At 64.4% G+C, this 16444-nt stretch carries 15 protein-coding genes; 4 read left to right on the top strand and 11 right to left on the bottom strand.

The window, feature by feature from the left end:
- Nucleotides 1–10: 10 nt before the first annotated feature.
- Nucleotides 11–364: a DUF2304 domain-containing protein gene (locus ACCQ08_RS06215; protein WP_239809976.1), complete on the bottom strand. Its 354-nt coding sequence runs from the start codon at nt 362–364 to the stop codon at nt 11–13.
- A 309-nt stretch (nt 365–673) separates the two neighbouring features.
- Between ACCQ08_RS06215 and dinG the strand changes: the two genes are divergently transcribed.
- Nucleotides 674–2854 carry an ATP-dependent DNA helicase DinG gene (gene dinG / locus ACCQ08_RS06220; protein ID WP_373449224.1) on the top strand — a complete coding sequence of 727 codons (2181 nt, stop codon included), beginning with the start codon at nt 674–676 and terminating at the stop codon, nt 2852–2854.
- Here the strand turns inward: dinG and ACCQ08_RS06225 are convergent.
- The gene (locus tag ACCQ08_RS06225) at nt 2851–3762 is read right to left on the bottom strand and encodes a pirin family protein (protein ID WP_239809978.1); all 912 of its coding nucleotides are present in this window, start codon (nt 3760–3762) and stop codon (nt 2851–2853) included. The two genes, dinG and ACCQ08_RS06225, sit on opposite strands and share 4 nt — an antisense overlap.
- 312 nt (nt 3763–4074) lie before the next feature.
- On the opposite strand from ACCQ08_RS06225, the gene ACCQ08_RS06230 reads away from it, so the two are divergent.
- Nucleotides 4075–4317, top strand: coding sequence for a hypothetical protein (locus tag ACCQ08_RS06230; protein WP_239809979.1), 243 nt, complete (start codon nt 4075–4077; stop codon nt 4315–4317).
- 162 nt (nt 4318–4479) lie between these two features.
- On the opposite strand, the gene ACCQ08_RS06235 is transcribed toward ACCQ08_RS06230, so the two are convergent.
- Nucleotides 4480–4887: an OsmC family protein gene (locus ACCQ08_RS06235; protein ID WP_373449225.1), complete on the bottom strand. Its 408-nt coding sequence runs from the start codon at nt 4885–4887 to the stop codon at nt 4480–4482.
- A 153-nt stretch (nt 4888–5040) separates the two neighbouring features.
- Nucleotides 5041–6042, bottom strand: a complete 1002-nt coding sequence (gene gap, locus ACCQ08_RS06240; RefSeq protein ID WP_239809981.1) for a type I glyceraldehyde-3-phosphate dehydrogenase — start codon at nt 6040–6042, stop codon at nt 5041–5043.
- A gap of 368 nt (nt 6043–6410) precedes the next feature.
- Here gap and ACCQ08_RS06245 point away from each other — a divergent pair, with 368 nt between their 5' ends.
- Entirely contained in the window at nt 6411–7406 is a 996-nt protein-coding gene (locus ACCQ08_RS06245; RefSeq protein ID WP_312414759.1) for a glycosyltransferase family 2 protein, read from the top strand.
- Nucleotides 7407–7518: 112 nt separating this feature from the next.
- On the opposite strand, the gene tkt is transcribed toward ACCQ08_RS06245, so the two are convergent.
- Nucleotides 7519–9558: a transketolase gene (tkt, locus tag ACCQ08_RS06250; RefSeq protein ID WP_239809983.1), complete on the bottom strand. Its 2040-nt coding sequence runs from the start codon at nt 9556–9558 to the stop codon at nt 7519–7521.
- 217 nt (nt 9559–9775) lie between these two features.
- Here tkt and ACCQ08_RS06255 point away from each other — a divergent pair, with 217 nt between their 5' ends.
- A complete protein-coding gene (locus ACCQ08_RS06255; RefSeq protein ID WP_239809984.1) occupies nt 9776–10294 on the top strand; it encodes a PepSY domain-containing protein in 519 nt (172 codons plus the stop codon).
- A gap of 66 nt (nt 10295–10360) precedes the next feature.
- On the opposite strand, the gene ACCQ08_RS06260 is transcribed toward ACCQ08_RS06255, so the two are convergent.
- From ACCQ08_RS06260 to ACCQ08_RS06285, 6 genes are all read right to left on the bottom strand, one after another.
- Nucleotides 10361–10888, bottom strand: a complete 528-nt coding sequence (locus ACCQ08_RS06260) for a GNAT family N-acetyltransferase (protein ID WP_373449226.1) — start codon at nt 10886–10888, stop codon at nt 10361–10363.
- Nucleotides 10889–10921: 33 nt separating this feature from the next.
- Nucleotides 10922–11491 (bottom strand): carboxymuconolactone decarboxylase family protein, encoded by a 570-nt coding sequence (locus ACCQ08_RS06265; RefSeq protein ID WP_373449227.1) that lies wholly within the window; start codon nt 11489–11491, stop codon nt 10922–10924.
- A 34-nt stretch (nt 11492–11525) separates the two neighbouring features.
- Nucleotides 11526–12866 (bottom strand): aspartate aminotransferase family protein, encoded by a 1341-nt coding sequence (locus ACCQ08_RS06270; protein ID WP_373449228.1) that lies wholly within the window; start codon nt 12864–12866, stop codon nt 11526–11528.
- Nucleotides 12867–13023: 157 nt separating this feature from the next.
- The gene (locus tag ACCQ08_RS06275; RefSeq protein ID WP_373449229.1) at nt 13024–13347 is read right to left on the bottom strand and encodes a hypothetical protein; all 324 of its coding nucleotides are present in this window, start codon (nt 13345–13347) and stop codon (nt 13024–13026) included.
- Nucleotides 13348–13445: 98 nt separating this feature from the next.
- The gene (locus ACCQ08_RS06280; protein ID WP_312453463.1) at nt 13446–14678 is read right to left on the bottom strand and encodes an ammonium transporter; all 1233 of its coding nucleotides are present in this window, start codon (nt 14676–14678) and stop codon (nt 13446–13448) included.
- Between the two features lie 243 nt (nt 14679–14921).
- Nucleotides 14922–16349, bottom strand: coding sequence for an FAD-binding oxidoreductase (locus ACCQ08_RS06285; protein ID WP_239809990.1), 1428 nt, complete (start codon nt 16347–16349; stop codon nt 14922–14924).
- Nucleotides 16350–16444 lie beyond the last annotated feature (95 nt).

Consider the following 16444-nt stretch of genomic DNA (forward strand, 5'->3'; position numbering starts at 1 on the left):
CAGCGGCGCTTTAGCGCTTGTCGTTGGAAACCTGCTGGTTCTTCAGCTGCAGCAGCGCCAAACTTTGGTTGAGGCGCCGCACCTGCCGCTCGATGCGGGTGTTGACCATGTCCGCATGCAACGCCTTGATGAACAAGACGCCAACGGCGCAGACCAGCAGCAAGGTCGGTGAATAACGGATGCCCAGGCCATCGGCAAAGTGGTCGAGCATGCGCGGCCACACGCCCAGCAGCACGGCCAGCAGCGCGACGGCCATCCAGAAAAGGCCCAGGCGCAAATACAGCCTGTCACCCCGGATCAGAAACAGAATCACAGCGGCAAAAAGCACGCCCAGAACTGTTGTCGTAATTTGATAATTGGCCATTCCAACCTTGATTCACAGGAACATACCGAGAAGGCCTGGAAAGACACAGGCGGCGCATGTCCGATGGCGGCGTCTTTACTGCCTGAAACAGAAAATTCTTTTACCCCGTTCAAATCACTTATTTGAACAGCCGCATGATTCTACTGTGCACGGAGGCAAGGGATTGCTGCCAAATGTCACCGTTCTCAGCGGGTTGATGCCTGCGATGGCTGCAGGCCCCTGCGTGGCACTGGCAGTCCGGCACCCACCAGTACCGCATAAAACCCCAGTACCCGCCCGCTGCGGTGATCCATGCCACACTTCCCGCCTATGTCTAATTCCGAATGGGCCCGCAACGCTGTTTCCGCCTTCGATCGCATGGTCAATGTCGAGGGCGGCTTTCGCTCGCGCCCCGGCCAGCGGCTGATGGCCGAAAAAGTAGCGGAGACCTTTGCTGCAGCGCAGCTGGGTAAGCTCGAAGAAGACGAGGAGCCGCAACGCGCCATTGCGGTGATCCAGGCCGGCACGGGGGTCGGCAAATCGCTGGCCTATGCGGTCCCAGCCATTGCGATGGCGTTGGAGCGCGGCACCCGGGTGCTGATCTCGACGGCCACCGTGGCGCTGCAGGAGCAGCTGGTGAACAAGGATTTGCCAGCACTGGCCCAGCAGATGGACCAGCCTTTCAAATACGCGCTGGCCAAGGGCCGGGGCCGCTATGTCTGCAAGCTCAAGCTGGAGCGCCTGGCCAGTGTGGCCCAGGGCGATGGCACGGACGGCGGCGAGCCCATCGACGACGATTTCTTTCCCGAAGAAGCCGCGCAGGCACGCCAATCACAGCGCAGCCCGCAAGAGAATGCCGCGCGCCTGCAGTTCTACACCAGCATGGCCGACGCGCTGACCACGCGGGGCTGGGATGGCGACCGCGACAGCCTGGATACCCCGCCCGAGCCCGAGGTCTGGAGCCCGGTCGCTGCCGAAGGCAGTTCCTGCACCGGCAAGCACTGCCCGGTGTTTGGCAGCTGCACCTATTACGAAAAGCGCAAGGACCTGGTCCAGGCCCAGGTGCTGGTGGCCAACCATGATCTGCTGCTGTCCACCTTGGGCGCACGCCTGCTGCCCGAGCTGGACAACTGCCTGCTGATCCTGGACGAGGCCCACCACCTGCCCGGCACCGCGCTGTCGCAGTTTGCCTGTGAGATGAACCTGAGCCAGCTCACCTGGATCGACAAGCTCGCCAGCCGCGCGCAGCGCGTAGGCGGGTTGGTGGAGGTCAGCGAGATTGCCGACATCCCGCGCCATTCCGCCCAGCTGCGCCAGCATTTGCAGGATTGCGCAAGGCTGCTGATGGACGAGTACGGCGAGGGCATGCGCCAGCAGCTGCAATCGGGTGGCCGGGGCCCTGCCCGCGTGCGCCTGCCGCGTGGCGAGCTGCCCCCTGCGCTGGTCGAGCCGCTGGCCCAGGCCGCGCACCACGCCAGCGCCTTTCTGGATGTGCTGCAGGCCATCTCCAAGGCCTTGCGCTCGCAGATGCGCGACCAGCCCGATGAGGCCAAGCGCCTGTCCACCCTGTATGCCCAGGTAGGCAGCCTGGCCCCGCGCCTGGAAGCCGTGCACGACACCACCCAGCTGCTGCTGCAGGATGCGCCCCAGGGCAGTGTGCCGGCAGCCAAGTGGTTCACCTTGGATGTCGTGGGCGATTTTGTCGCCATCAAGGCCTATGCCAGCCCGGTGATCCCCGGCTCCACCCTGCGCCACCATCTCTGGAGCCAGGTGCGCGGCGCCGTGCTCACGTCGGCCACGCTCACCAGCGGCGGCCAGTTCGATTTCTTCTTGCGCGAATCGGGCCTGTACAACGATACGGCCGTCTCCACACTGGAAGTCGCCAGCCCCTTCAACTACGCCGAGCAAGGCAGTCTGGTCGTCACCGAGACCCAGGCCGACCCGCGCACGCCCCAGCAGTTCACCAGCGAGATGGTGGATGCGCTGCTCGAAGACCTGGCGCAGGTGCAATCGGGCGGCCTGGTGCTGTTCACCTCGCGCGAGCAGATGCGCTTGGCGGTCGATGCGCTGCCCACGGCGATGCGCCAGCACGTGCTGGTGCAAAACACCTTGCCGCGCAGCCAGCTGCTGCACCAGCACCGCGAGCGCGTGGCCGCCGGCCTGCCCAGCATCATCTTTGGCATGCAAAGCTTTGGCGAGGGGCTGGACCTGCCTGGCGCGCTGTGTGAATCGCTGTTCATCACCAAGCTGCCGTTTGCGCCGCCCGATGACCCCGTCGACGAGGCCCGCGCCGAGTGGCTGAAGAACTCGGGCCGCGACCCGTTCAGCGAGATCGTGGTGCCCGCCACCGCCATCCGCCTGGCCCAATGGGTGGGCCGCGCGATCCGCACCGAGGTGGACCAGGCCCATGTCTACTGCTACGACAAGCGCCTGGTGCGTACCGGCTATGGCCAGCGGCTGCTGGCCAGCCTGCCGCCCTTTACCTTGCACCGCCGCATGGCCAACGCCTAACCCTGCTTGGCAGGTGCCTCGCCCGGGCTGCGCAAATGCACGCCTTCCAGCGAGGGTGGCACCAGCGCTGGCAAGGGCGATGCGACGGGCGCCCCGAAGCCTTCGCCGTTCTGCCAGTCGCGCAAAAAGCCTTCGATCTCTTCCTGGCTCTGGCCGACAAAGTTCCACCAGATCATCACGCCGCCTTCATAGGGCGTGCCGCCCAGCAGAATGCAGCGGCTGCCGGCGCCGCATTGCAGATCCAGGCTCGTCTGCCCATCGGGCAGGTAGACCAGCTCATTGCCGGGGGCAGGCTCGCCATTGACCTGCAGATCGCCGTACAGGCAGAGCACCGCATACTCAAAATCGGGCCGCAGTGCCAAGGTAGCGCTCGTGGCCTGCGCCGCCTCCATATCGACGGCCACCAGCGGGCTGTGCACCTCCGTCGGCGCCTGCTGGCCCAGCCAGTCACCGGCCAGCACCGTCATCTGGATGCCCTGCTGCTGCAGCCGGGGCAACTGCGGGTAATGCTGGAAGCGCGGCGGCATAAAGCGCTGGTCCTTGGGCAGCGCAATCCACAGCTGCACCGCATGAAAGTCCGGCTTGCCCAGGCTCTCTTCCGAATGCGCGATGCCCTTGCCAGCGGTCATCAGGTTGACCTGGCCGGGGCGAATCGGCTGCTCGCTGCCCAGACTGTCGCGGTGCAGGATCTCGCCCTCGATCATCCAGGTAAAGGTCTGCAGACAGGTGTGCGGGTGCGGTCCCACCTGCATGCCGGGCCCGCTCTCAAAGTGCGAAGGGCCCGCGTGGTCCAGAAAACACCACGCGCCCACCATGCGCCGCCCGCGCTGCGGCAGCGCACGCAACACCGGAACACCACCTACATCGGCCACCCGTCCAGGGTAGTGCCGCAATGCCTTGTTATCCATCTTCCATCTCCTTGATCAGCGCCTGCTGCCGGCTCGCGCAGATTCCGCCGAAACACGCCTACACATGATTGCCTTGGCAGTATGGTACAAACAAGTGGTGAGGCAGTTGTGACCAGAGAGGGCATGGCTGCCACATTCAACGTGTTAGCGCCAAGATTGCGTGGCGCGACGACAGGCTCTCAGAGATTCGCTCTGGCAGCCGGTGCAACTCTCAGATTTGCCAGGTCGTGCTGGCGGTTTTCATCATTGCGGCTTTGCAGCCCCGGCTGCAAAGCTGGAATTCGGTGCCCCCTCATGGAAAGGAGACAACCAATGACGACTCAACACTCCCACAACTACCCCGAGAACTTCAAGGCTCGCGTGGTAGGCATTGTTCAGCACCGTATCGGAGACGGTCAGCTGGAAACCATTCCCACCCCCATGGAAGTGGATGTCTCGACGGCCATTGCCAGCTTTGTGCTGTCCTGGACCATCGAAGGCCAACCCGTGACCGTCTCGCTGGCGAAGCCGGACTTTGACTACCACGTGGACCACCGCAACATTGTGGTGCAGTAAACCGCCTTGACGCTGTTGACACGCCGCCACGCCTCCTGTTGGAGCCATGCGCCGTTTCAACGGTTGACGGCTGTCATGGCACTGTGAAGTGCGTTCCCCGCATGCCTGCAAGGGCGTGCTTTATTCCGGGTGTCCGGCCCGCCCGAGCATGCATTGGCATGCTCAAGCCAGTGCCGTGACCACCCTCACCTCCCCCACCAGCAATTTGTGCACCGGGCAGGCTTCTGCAATCTGCTTGAGCCGGCTGCGCTGCTCCTCGCTCAAATCACCTTCCAGCTGAATGCTGCGCACGATGTCGTTGCCCGAAGCGGCGCCGCCATCGGGATTCAGCGCCAGTTTCACCTTCACGCCGGTCAATGGCCAGGCCTTGCGCTGTGCGTACATCTGCACCGTGATCGTCGTGCAGGCACCCAGGGCCGACAGCAGCAGCTGCATGGGGCTGGGCGCCGTATCCCCGCCGCCAACGGCCTGCGGCTCATCGCCATGCCATGCATGGCCTTGGGGGTTGTGCAGATCCACACGGTAGTTGCTGGTCGTGCTCTGTGCCTGGGCTTGTGCCTGCTGCGCCATATCGCTATATCTCCTTGGTTCGATACGGCAATATAGGCTTTTCTGCCAAACCACGGTTGCAAACGGGCACAAAAAAACCAGCACCGTTGCCAGTGCTGGTTTTGTGTGTCTTATGCTTCGGGCCTAAACCCGGGCACAGAGCGCGCCAGGCGCTTACTTGGAGGTAACGACGCGCACCATCTCCAGGCACTTGTTCGAATAGCCCCACTCGTTGTCGTACCAGGAGACGACCTTCACAAAGGTTTTGTCCAGTGCAATACCGGCTTCGGCGTCGAACACCGAGGTGCAGGTCTCGCCACGGAAGTCGGTGGCCACCACCTTGTCTTCGGTGTAACCCAGCACGCCCTTGAGCGCGCCTTGCGACTGGGCCTTCATCTCGGCGCAGATCTCTTCGTAGGTCGCTTCGCTGTTCAGCTCCACGGTCAGGTCGACCACGGACACATCCGAGGTGGGCACGCGGAAGGACATGCCGGTCAGCTTCTTGTTCAGCTCAGGAATCACCACGCCCACGGCCTTGGCAGCGCCGGTGCTTGAGGGGATGATGTTTTCCAGAATGCCACGGCCGCCGCGCCAGTCCTTGTTCGACGGGCCGTCCACGGTCTTTTGCGTCGCAGTGGCTGCATGCACCGTGGTCATCAGGCCGCGCTTGATGCCCCACTTGTCGTTCAGCACCTTGGCCACCGGTGCCAGGCAGTTGGTGGTGCAGGATGCGTTGGAGATGATGGCTTGACCGGCATAGGTCTTGCAGTTCACGCCAAACACGAACATGGGGGTGTCGTCCTTCGATGGGGCCGACAGAATCACCTTCTTGGCGCCCGCATCGATGTGCTTTTGTGCCGTTTCCTTGGTCAGGAACAGGCCAGTGGACTCGATCACCACATCGGCGCCGACTTCGTTCCACTTCAGGTTGGCAGGGTCGCGCTCTTGCGTCAGGCGGATCTTCTTGCCGTTGACGATCAAGGTGTTGCCTTCGACGGCAATCGTGCCCTGGAAGCGGCCGTGCACGCTGTCGTACTGCAGCATGTAGGCCAGGTAGTCAGGCTCGAGCAGGTCGTTGATCGCAACGATCTCGATATCGGAAAAATTCTGCACCGCAGAGCGCAGCACATTGCGGCCGATACGGCCAAAGCCGTTGATGCCTACCTTGATTGCCATAGTGATCTCCAAGTAATGAAATGCCGCATGCCCTCCGGCCTGGGTCACGCTTGCTGCCGCTGGCGCCACGTTGCCGGATGGGCCAGACCTGCCAATCCGCCGACATGGGCACGCTGCAAAGTGCGGTGCGGAGACGGGGCGGTCTGATTTTGCCGCGTATTGTAGAGAACACTGGCTGGGCCATGGAATAGTGGGCCATTGCCCGCCCCCGGCCAGCTATCGCCGGCGTGACTGCCGGCGCGCAGCAGCCGTGGGCAGCCCATGACTCAGGCTGTGCAACAATCCTGGGCAGCACGGGGGCCTCCCGCCACCGTCATCCATAGCCTGCAGCAACACCGCCCCAGATGGTGGGCCGCCTCACAAACGCCATGAGTCTGTCGCACCCCTCTTCGCCCTCCAGCCTGCGCACGGCAGTCATCATTCCCTGCTACAAGGTCACGCGCCACATCCTGGCGGTGATTGCCGAGATTGGCCCCGAGGTCGATGGCATCTACATCGTCGACGACTGCTGCCCCGACGGCAGCGGCCGCTTTGTGCAGGAACACTGCCAGGACCCCCGCGTGCGCGTGCTGTTCAACGAGGTCAACCTGGGCGTGGGCGGCGCGGTGATGGCGGGCTACCGCGCAGCGATTGCGGACGGCTATGGCGTGCTCGTCAAGATCGATGGCGACGGGCAGATGGACCCGACGCTGGTGCCGCGCTTTGTCGCCCCGATTGCCAGCGGCCGCGCTGACTACACCAAGGGCAACCGGTTTTTCAACCTCGAAAAGATCACCCGCATGCCGCGCATCCGCATCTTTGGCAATGCGGTGCTGTCGTTCATGACCAAGTTCTCCACCGGCTACTGGAGCAGCTTTGACCCCACCAATGGCTTTACCGCCATTGCCGCCAGCACGGCCGCACAGTTGCCGCTGCACAAGATCAGCCAGCGCTATTTTTTCGAGACCGACATGCTGTTCCGGCTGAACACGGTGCGCGCAGTGGTCCTGGACATCCCTATCGATTCGCGCTACGAGGACGAGGTCAGCAACCTCAAGATCCACAAGGTGCTGACCGAATTCATGGCCGGTCACCTGCGCAATTTCTGCAAGCGCATTTTCTACAACTACTATCTGCGCGGCATGTCGGTGGCCTCGCTGGAGCTGCCGCTGGGCCTGGCGCTGATCAGCTGGGGCACCGTGTTTGGCCTGTTCCACTGGGTGCAGTCCATCGTCTCCAACGTCGCCACCACGGCCGGTACCGTCATGGTCAGTGCGCTGCCCATCATCCTGGGCGTGCAGCTGGTGCTGGCCTTTATCGCGTTCGATGTAGCCTCCGAGCCCACGCAATCGCACCGCCATGACGGCGAGGGTCTGCCCCGATAGGCACTGCCCCGTCACCGGCACCCACCCACCTCGCAGGCGCCCATGAAAAAACGCAGGGTGCAGGCCCTGCGGCCCGCCTCCCTGCGTTATGGGTTGCTGAGGCAGTGCGCGTTTACGCCTTTTGCAGCGCCACTTGCACCGTGTTGGCCACGTTGTCGGCGGTAAAGCCAAAGTGCTCGAACAGCACGCCGGCGGGGGCCGATTCGCCAAAGGTATCGATACCCACGACGGCAGCGCAGCCATACTTCCACCAGAAGTCGGTCACACCCATCTCGACGGCCACGCGCGGCAGACCTGCGGGCAGCACGCTGCGCTTGTAGGCCACGTCTTCGCGGTCGAACGTGGTCGTGCTGGGCATGGAGACCACGCGCACGGCAATCTTGCGCTCGGCCAGCAGGCGCTGGGCCTTCAGCGCCAGCTGCACTTCAGAGCCGGTGGCGATGATCACCGCTTGCGCCTTCTTGTTCAGGCCGATGTCCGATGGCTCGGACAGCACATAGGCACCACGGCTGATGTTGCCGATGGCATCACCATTCTTGGGCGCGTAAGGCAGGTTCTGGCGCGACAGCAGCAGCGCCGTAGGCTTGTTGCGGTTGCTCAGTGCCACGCTCCAGGCCACGGTGGTTTCGGCGGTATCGGCAGGGCGCCACACATCCAGGTTGGGGATCAGGCGCAGGCTGGCTGCATGCTCGATCGACTGGTGGGTGGGGCCGTCTTCGCCCAGACCGATGGAGTCATGGGTGAACACATGCACCACGCGGCGCTTCATCAGCGCAGCCATGCGGATGGCATTGCGGCTGTAGTCGCTGAAGGTCAGGAAGGTGCCGCCATAGGGGATGAAGCCGCCATGCAGCGCCACGCCGTTCATGATCGCGGCCATGCCGAACTCGCGCACACCGTAGTTGATGTGGCGGCCGATCTTACCGTCTTCGGTCTTGACCACAGCGCCGCTGTCGTCCACGCGGAAGGCGGGGGTCGACTTGGTGTTGGTCAGGTTGGAGCCGGTCAGGTCGGCCGAGCCGCCCAGCAGCTCTGGCAGCGCAGCGGTGAAGTCTTCCAGCGCCAGCTGGCTGGCCTTGCGGCTGGCCACGGTCTCGCCCTTGGTGTGGGCCTGGGCCACGGCTTCCACGGCGACCTGGGCAAACTGCTTGGGCAGGTCACCGGCCATGCGACGCTTCAGTTCAGCGGCCAGCTCGGGGAAGGCCTTCGCGTATTCGGCAAACTGCGCATCCCAGGTGGATTCGGCCTTGGCGCCAAAGGTCTTGTGGTCCCAGGCTTCGTAGACATCGGCAGGGATCTCGAACGGTGCCGAGCTCCAGCCGAGCGCGGCGCGGGTCAGGCCGATTTCTTCGGCACCCAGCGGCTCGCCGTGGGCCTTGCTGGTGTCCTGGCGGTTGGGGCTGCCCTTGCCGATGGAGGTCTTGCAGATGATGAAAGTCGGCTTGTCCGCAACCTTCTTGGCCTTGGCAATCGCATCGCTCACGGCCTTGGGGTCGTGGCCGTCGATCGGGCCGATCACGTTCCAGCCGTAGGCTTCGAAACGCTGGGCGCTGTTGTCCACAAACCAGGGCTGCACCTTGCCGTCGATCGAGATGCCGTTGTCGTCGTACAGCGCGATCAGCTTGTTCAGCTTCCAGGCGCCAGCCAGCGCGCAGGCTTCGTGGCTGATGCCTTCCATCAGGCAGCCATCGCCCAGGAACACATAGGTGTGGTGGTCCACCACATCGTGGCCGGGGCGGTTGAATTCAGCCGCCAGCAGCTTTTCTGCCAGCGCAAAGCCCACCGCATTGGTGATGCCCTGGCCCAGCGGGCCGGTGGTCGTCTCGATGCCGGGGGTGATGTCCACTTCGGGGTGGCCGGGGGTCTTGCTGTGCAGTTGGCGGAAGTTCTTCAGCTCGCTGATCGGCAGGTCGTAGCCGGTCAGGTGCAGCAGCGCATAGATCAGCATGGAGCCGTGGCCATTCGACAGAATGAAGCGGTCGCGGTTGATCCACTGGGGGTTGAGCGGGTTGTGCTTGAGGTGCTTGCTCCACAAGGCCACTGCCATATCGGCCATGCCCATGGGGGCGCCGGGATGGCCCGAATTGGCTTGTTGAACGGCATCCATTGCGAGTGCGCGGATCGCATTCGCCATATTCTGATTGTTGACCATGGGAGTGGAGGGGGAAAAAAGCGACAAAGGCCGCATTTTAGCGGGCTGCCGCTTCTGGCGCCCGGCATGGCAGTCTTGGCCTACGGCGGTGCAGGGCCTCCACCTACTGCAACAGCTGGCGCAAACACTGACAATGCGCAAGCTATTGCCTTTAAAAATCTATTAATATTATTAATACATACTATCGTTAATGAATTCCAGCTTGAAAGGATTGACCATGCAACGCACCCTGTCCACCACCGCCCTGGCCTTGACGCTCGCGCTGGCATCGCTGAGCGGCAGCGCCTTTGCCAGCACTGCAGAAAAGATCGCCGCTGTGCAAGCGGCCCGTTTCGATCTGACGCAGGCCATCCAAAGCGCACAGAGCCAGCATGGCCTCCAGGTCTTGCAAGCCGAGATCGACACCAAGAAAAAGCAGCCCATCTACGAAGTCAGCGGCATCAACGCCCAAGGCCGTGAGATCAAGCTCAAGTTCAGCGCGCTGGACGCCGCCCAGGTGCTGGAAAACAAGGACGACGGCGCCGCCGAGAAAAAGGACAGCGACCGTCTGGCCGCTGCCAAGATCAGCATCAGCGACGCCATCGCCACCGCCTTGAAGCACACCCCCGGCAAGGCCATCGAGGTGGACCTGGACGACCACCTGGGCGTGCTGACCTATGACGTGAAGATCATCAATGCGGCCAACACCGAGGTGGAAGTGCGCGTGCATGCCATCAACGGCAACATCCACCAGTAATTGGGTCGCGCAGCAAGACACCCAGGCCAGCCCAGCGCTGGCCTTTTTTGTGCCCGATGACCGGTCTCAGCCCAATGTTTGCGCCATGTACTGCGCATCGCCGCCATAGCTGTACAGCGCATCCCGCTCTTGGGCCAACCAGGGCAGCAGCGGCGCATAGCCCTTGCGCTGCCAATAGGGCTGCGAGCCCATCACAGAGACCAGCGCCGAGTAGCGCAGCCCATCGGCCTGCGCCTGTTGCAGCATGGCCTGCAACAGTGCGGAGGCCAGGCCCTCGCCCGCGCGCGCAGGGGCCACGGCCATGTCATGCAGGTACAAGGTATCGGCGGGGGAGGCACAGGCAAAGCCGCCATGCAGCGGCGTCACCTTGCCCAGCACGGACCGGTAGGCGGCCAGATAGGCCAGCACTTCACGGCCCTGCACGATCACCAGCGAGCACTGCCCAGGGCTGGCCAAGCGCTCGGCATACAGCGCGGCGCTCTCCATGAAGTCCGCGCCATAGCAGGCCAGCTGCACCTGCATCAGCCCATCGAGGTGCTGCGCGGTCAGAGGTTCAAGAGACCAGCGGGGCTGGTCGTGGGAAGAAAAACGCATCGCCCGATTGTCGGCGATGCCGCAGCCATCCCATCAACCCAGCGGCGCCAGCGGCTGCGCCGTAGATGCCGGCACCGTGGTGCGCGCCGCATTCATCACCATCGACAGCAGGCTGTAATAGCCATTGATGCCGATCAGGTCCATCACGCCCTTGTCGCCAAACCGCTGCTGGGCCCGCGCCCAGGTGGCGTCGCTCACTTGGCGCTGCTGGTGCAGCTCGATGCAGAAGTCATACACAACGGCCTCGTCCTCAGGCATCGCATCGGGGCGGCGGCCTTGGGCCACGGCGTCCACGGTCGCCTGGCTCACCCCTTCGCGCAGCGCAATCGGCGCATGGATGGCCCACTCCACCTGCTGCGTCCACTGGCGGGCAGTCACCAGGATCGCCAGCTCCGTCAGGCGTACACCGATGGCGCTGCGGTAGCGCAGGTACTCGCCCAGGCGCTGGGTGTGGTCCATCAGCTCGGGGCTGCGCAGCAAGGGCACAAAGGGCGATATCAGTGCGCCGCGCGGGCCATCAATGATGGGCTGGGCATAGCGGCGCTGTTCTTCGCTCCAGGCCTCCGGGGGCAAGGGCGGCATGCGGTCCTGGGAGGGCGTCATGGGCAGGTCTTTCAGATCGAGAAATGCAAGGGGTTCAGGCAGCAATGGCTTGCGTGGCTAGCACGGTGTCAATGGCATCGCCCAGGCGCTCGACCACCTGGTCCAGCTCCGCTTCGCTGCTGATGAAGGGCGGTGCCAGCAGCACATGGTCGCCATGCAGACCGTCAATCGTGCCACCCATGGGGTAGCACAGCAAGCCATGGGCCATGGCCTGGGCCTTGACCTTGGCATGCAGCTTGAACGCCGGGTCAAACGTGGCCTTGCTGCTGCGGTCCTGCACCAGCTCCACGCCCCAGAACAAGCCCCGGCCCCGGATGTCGCCGACATGCGGGTGCGCATCAAAGCGGGCATGCAGCTGTTTTTGCAGGTAGGCGCCGCGCGCCAGTACCTGGGGCAGCAACTGGTCGCGCTGGATTACCTGCTGCACCGCCAGTGCGGCCGCCGCCGCCATCGCATGGCCAATATAGGTATGGCCATGCTGGAACATGCCGCTGCCGCTGCGCATGGCTTCGACGATCTTGCGCTGTGCCAGCACCGCGCCAATCGGCTGGTAGCCGCCCCCCAGGCCCTTGGCAATGGTCATCAGGTCGGGGCTGATGCCCTCCTGCTCCACCGCATGCAGGGTACCGGTGCGGCCCATGCCGCACATCACTTCATCGGCAATCAGCAAGATGCCATAGCGGTCGCAGAGCGCGCGCAGTCCTTGCCAGTAACCCGGTGGCGCCGCCACCGCGCCCAGGGTTGCGCCCACCACCGGCTCGGCCACAAAGGCGATCACGTTGCCCGGGCCCAGCGCCTGGAACTTGGCATCGATCTCGGCCAGCAACCGCGCCACATAGGCGGGCTGGCTCTCGCCGTCCAGGCGGTCGCGGTACTCATAGGCCGGGGCCACGCGGCCCACGTCCATCAGGATGGGGGCAAACTGCTTGCGGCGCCATTCATTGCCGCCGACAGCCAAGGCACCCAAAGTGTTGCCGTGGTAGCTTTGGCGGCGTGCAACAAAGTGGGTGCGCTGGGGCTGGCCGATCTCGACGAAATACTGGCGCGCCATTTTCAGCGCCGCTTCCACCGCCTCGGATCCGCCGGAGACAAAGTAGACACCGGTCATGCCTGCGGGTGCATGCGCGACCAGGTGGTCGGCCAGCGCCTCTTGCACCTCGGTGGTGAAAAAGCTGGTGTGGGCATAGGCCAGCTGGTCGAGCTGGCGGTGCATCGCCGCCAGCACATCCGGGTGCGCATGGCCCAGGCAGGACACCGCCGCCCCGCCGCTGGCATCCAGGTAGGCCTTGCCGGCCTGGTCGAACAATTCCACGCCTTTGCCGCCCACTGCGACAAGAGGCACATGGGCCAGAGAACGATGGATGACATGGCTCATGCGAGCACTCCTTCACAATGCGTCACCAGCCCTGCGCCGGCAGCGATACGCATAGTATAAGGATCATTTGTATTTTTTCAATAGATTATTGGATCATTTGTTCCGAATCCATCTGTATCCGTTCTCGGGCTTCTCCGCCCTCCCTCTCGCAATCTCCTCAACGCAAGCCGCCTACATAGCGCTTGGCAGAAGCCACCAGACCCTGCGGTGCAGCTGGATCGGCGGCCGGCACCGCTGCTGCAGTTGCCAGGGTCGCTGACGCCGGTGCTGGCGCGCCCGGCAGACTGGCCGCAAAACGCAGCGCCAGCCGCTCGAGCTCCGCATCCTGGTGGCTGCGGGCATGGTTCAGCGCAAACTGGGCCATCGCCTGGCCATAGGCGGTATCGCTGGCCATCCACTCGGTATCGGTCACCCGGCCCGTCTTGCGGCGCAGCGCCACATGCAAATGCGCGGCGATGGCCAGGCGTTCACTGTCGTTCATACAAGCTCCTCCGTGGCAGAACCTGATGGGCAGGCTGCACGCCCAAGGCGGTGCAACCCGGTGGCGCGGCGGCGCAGCGCGGCACCGCGCATGGCAACTCAGTTTTGGCTTTCCTGGTGCAGGCTGACATCCAGCCCATCGAGCTCCTGCTGCGCGGTCACCCGCAAAGGCAGAACCACACGAATCAAGGTCAGCAAAATGGCGCTGCCCACCGCGCTGTAGAGGGCCACCGCCGCCACCGCGACCAGCTGGTTCAGCACCGTGGCGTCCACCCCGGCAATGGCCCGGTCGGCAAACACGGCGGTGAGCAGTGAGCCGGCAATGCCGCCCACGCCGTGCACGCCAAACACATCAAGCGAGTCATCCACACCTAGCCGGCGCTTGAGCCAGGTGGCGCCCCAAAAGCAGGCCACGCCCGCGATCAGGCCAATGGCGACCGCACCGCCTACCTGCACAAAACCGGCAGCCGGTGTGATGGCCACCAGGCCACCAATCAGGCCCGAGAGCACACCCAGCAAGGTGGGGGCGCCGCGCACCCACCACTCGACCAGCATCCAGGACAGCGCACCAGCCGCAGCGGCCACCATGGTCACCAGCATGGCCAGCGCGGCCCGGCCATCGGCCGACAGGGCCGAGCCGGCATTGAAGCCAAACCAGCCAATCAGCAGCAGTGCGGCGCCCATCGCGGTCCAGCCCAGGCTGTGCGGCTCAAAGGCCTGGCGGCCATAGCCCTGGCGCCGGCCCAGCATGGCCGCGCAGACGAGCGCTGACACCCCCGCATTGACGTGCACCACCGCGCCGCCGGCAAAGTCCAGCGCGCCCAGCTTGTTGAGCCAGCCATCGCTCTCCCACACCCAATGGGCCACCGGTGCATAGACCAGCACACTCCACAGCGCAGAGAACAGCAGCAGTGCCGAAAAGCGCATGCGCTCGACCACGGCGCCAATGATCAAGGTGGTGGTGATGACGGCAAACGCCATCTGGAACAGCGCATACAGCGATTCGGGCAGGTGCGGCGCCAGGTGGCTGACGGACACGGTGCCGGCCGCCGCATCCAGGCGCATGGGCGAGAACCAGGCCCTCTCCAGCCCGCCCAGCCAGGCCGACGACTTGCTGAATGCCAGCGAATAGCCCAGCGCAAACCAGGTCAGCGCCACCATGGCCGCCACCGCAAACACCGCCACCATGGTATTGACCACGTTCTTGCGCCGCACCAGCCCGGCATAGAAGAGCGCAATGCCCGGCAGTGTCATCAGCAACACCAGCACCGTAGAGACCAAGAGCCAGGCCGTATCGGCCTTGTCAATCGCAGCCATCTGCACCATTTGCATGCCATCCCCTTTGTACGTTGTCATCCATTGCGGGTTTGTTTCAAAAGGTAGCAGTTTCTATGCCATCGGACGGGAAAGCGCCTGGAGACGGGGTCTGCGGGCATGCGCAGTGCGGGCGAGGCCAAGGGGTAAAGCCAGATCGCACCACATCGGTGCCCTGGGCCATGGACCAGCCCCCAAAAGCAAAACCGGCGCATGCATCGCTGCAGGCGCCGGTCTCCAAGACAGGGGCGAAAACGGGATTCAGTCCGCCGCGAACACCTTGCCCGGGTTCATCAGCCCCAGCGGATCGAGCGCTTGCTTGATCGCGCGCATGGCGGCCAGCTCCTGCGGGGTGCGGCTAAAGCCCAGGTAGGGCATCTTGTGCAGGCCAATGCCATGCTCGGCAGAAACACTGCCCTGGAACTGCTGCACCAGGCCGTACAGCACGGCTTCCAGCGCCTCGTCCTCGCCGTTGATGGTTTGGCTGTCGGTGGTCACGTGCAGGTTGCCGTCGCCCACATGGCCAAAGAACAGGCTGTGGTGGCCGGGCCAGCGCGCATCAAAGGCGGCGCGGCAGGCAGCGGCAAAGCGGCCAATATCCACCTGGGGCAGGCTGACGTCGAAGTTCACCGGCGGGTGCATGTGCGCCGTCATCTCGGCCGGCGCCTCACGCAGCTTCCACAGGCTCCTGGCCTGCTCGCCCGATTGCGCAATCACCGCGTCCACCACCTCGCCGGCCTCCATGGCCTCGCCCAAGGCCTCTTCCACCGCAGCGCGCAACGCGGCCTCGTCCTTGCCGTCCACATCGATCAGCGCCTGCAGCGGATGCTGCTGGGCAAACGCGGGCTGGAGCTTTTGCCACTGCATGGAGGTCTGCACAAAGTCGCTCCACATCAGCTCGAACGCGGCCACGCTGTTGCCAAAGCGGCCTTGCATGCGCGCCAGCACCGCCAGCGCCTCGTCAAAACCCGGCAGGGCCACCATGCAGGTGGCCTTGGCCTGCGGAGCGGGCCGCAGGCGCAGCAGCACGCGGGTGATGATGCCCAGGGTCCCCTCGGCACCGATAAAGAACTGCTTGAGGTCGTAGCCGGTGTTGTTCTTCAGCATCGGACGCAGCATCGGCAGCACCGTGCCATCGGCCAGCACCACCTCCAGCCCCAGCACCTGCTCGCGCATCATGCCGTTTTGCAGCACGCCATTGCCCCCTGCGTTGGTGGAGACATTGCCGCCAATCTGGCAGCTGCCGCGCGCGCCCAGGTCCACACCAAACACCCAGCCGGCCGCCACGGCCGCTTCCTGCACCGTCTGCAGGCTCACCCCTGCCTGCACCGTCATCAGGCCGGTGCGCGCATTCACGTCCTCGATCTGCTGCATGCGGTCCATCGCCACCGCCACGCCATGGGCCACTGGCACCGCCGCGCCGGCCAACCCGGTCAGGCCGCCCTGCGGCACCACCGGCACCCGGTGGGCATGGCAGATGCGCAGCAAGGCGCTGACCTCTTCGGTGCTGCGCGGGCGCAGCAGCGCCAGCGGCGGCACCGGCGGCGTGCCGCTCCAGTCGGTCCAGTACTTCTGCGCAATGGCGTCTGCGCCGCGCGAAAAGCCGTTGGGGCCCAGCGCTTGCTCAAGGTCGGTCCAGAAAGCCGCCGCAGGAGCGGCTGCCGCGTTGTCGGTGCGAGAAGTAGTCATAGCCCGCTATTGTCGGGCGGTTTGCCCGGCAGCCGCGCGCTGCCAGCAGCAAAACCTGCTGGGCCGGTACAGCAAAAAAGCGGCATCCTTGGCCT

The organism is Comamonas sp. SY3, from assembly GCF_041730275.1.
GTDB lineage: Bacteria > Pseudomonadota > Gammaproteobacteria > Burkholderiales > Burkholderiaceae_C > Comamonas > Comamonas sediminis.

Excerpts from the sequence above, each read along its gene's own strand:
- ACCQ08_RS06215 (WP_239809976.1), bottom strand. The coding sequence starts at position 364 with ATGGCCAATTATCAAATTACGACAACAGTTCTGGGCGTGCTTTTTGCC.
- dinG (WP_373449224.1), top strand. The coding sequence starts at position 674 with ATGTCTAATTCCGAATGGGCCCGCAACGCTGTTTCCGCCTTCGATCGC.
- ACCQ08_RS06225 (WP_239809978.1), bottom strand. The coding sequence starts at position 3,762 with ATGGATAACAAGGCATTGCGGCACTACCCTGGACGGGTGGCCGATGTA.
- ACCQ08_RS06230 (WP_239809979.1), top strand. The coding sequence starts at position 4,075 with ATGACGACTCAACACTCCCACAACTACCCCGAGAACTTCAAGGCTCGC.
- ACCQ08_RS06235 (WP_373449225.1), bottom strand. The coding sequence starts at position 4,887 with ATGGCGCAGCAGGCACAAGCCCAGGCACAGAGCACGACCAGCAACTAC.
- gap (WP_239809981.1), bottom strand. The coding sequence starts at position 6,042 with ATGGCAATCAAGGTAGGCATCAACGGCTTTGGCCGTATCGGCCGCAAT.
- ACCQ08_RS06245 (WP_312414759.1), top strand. The coding sequence starts at position 6,411 with ATGAGTCTGTCGCACCCCTCTTCGCCCTCCAGCCTGCGCACGGCAGTC.
- tkt (WP_239809983.1), bottom strand. The coding sequence starts at position 9,558 with ATGGTCAACAATCAGAATATGGCGAATGCGATCCGCGCACTCGCAATG.
- ACCQ08_RS06255 (WP_239809984.1), top strand. The coding sequence starts at position 9,776 with ATGCAACGCACCCTGTCCACCACCGCCCTGGCCTTGACGCTCGCGCTG.
- ACCQ08_RS06260 (WP_373449226.1), bottom strand. The coding sequence starts at position 10,888 with ATGCGTTTTTCTTCCCACGACCAGCCCCGCTGGTCTCTTGAACCTCTG.
- ACCQ08_RS06265 (WP_373449227.1), bottom strand. The coding sequence starts at position 11,491 with ATGACGCCCTCCCAGGACCGCATGCCGCCCTTGCCCCCGGAGGCCTGG.
- ACCQ08_RS06270 (WP_373449228.1), bottom strand. The coding sequence starts at position 12,866 with ATGAGCCATGTCATCCATCGTTCTCTGGCCCATGTGCCTCTTGTCGCA.
- ACCQ08_RS06275 (WP_373449229.1), bottom strand. The coding sequence starts at position 13,347 with ATGAACGACAGTGAACGCCTGGCCATCGCCGCGCATTTGCATGTGGCG.
- ACCQ08_RS06280 (WP_312453463.1), bottom strand. The coding sequence starts at position 14,678 with ATGCAAATGGTGCAGATGGCTGCGATTGACAAGGCCGATACGGCCTGG.
- ACCQ08_RS06285 (WP_239809990.1), bottom strand. The coding sequence starts at position 16,349 with ATGACTACTTCTCGCACCGACAACGCGGCAGCCGCTCCTGCGGCGGCT.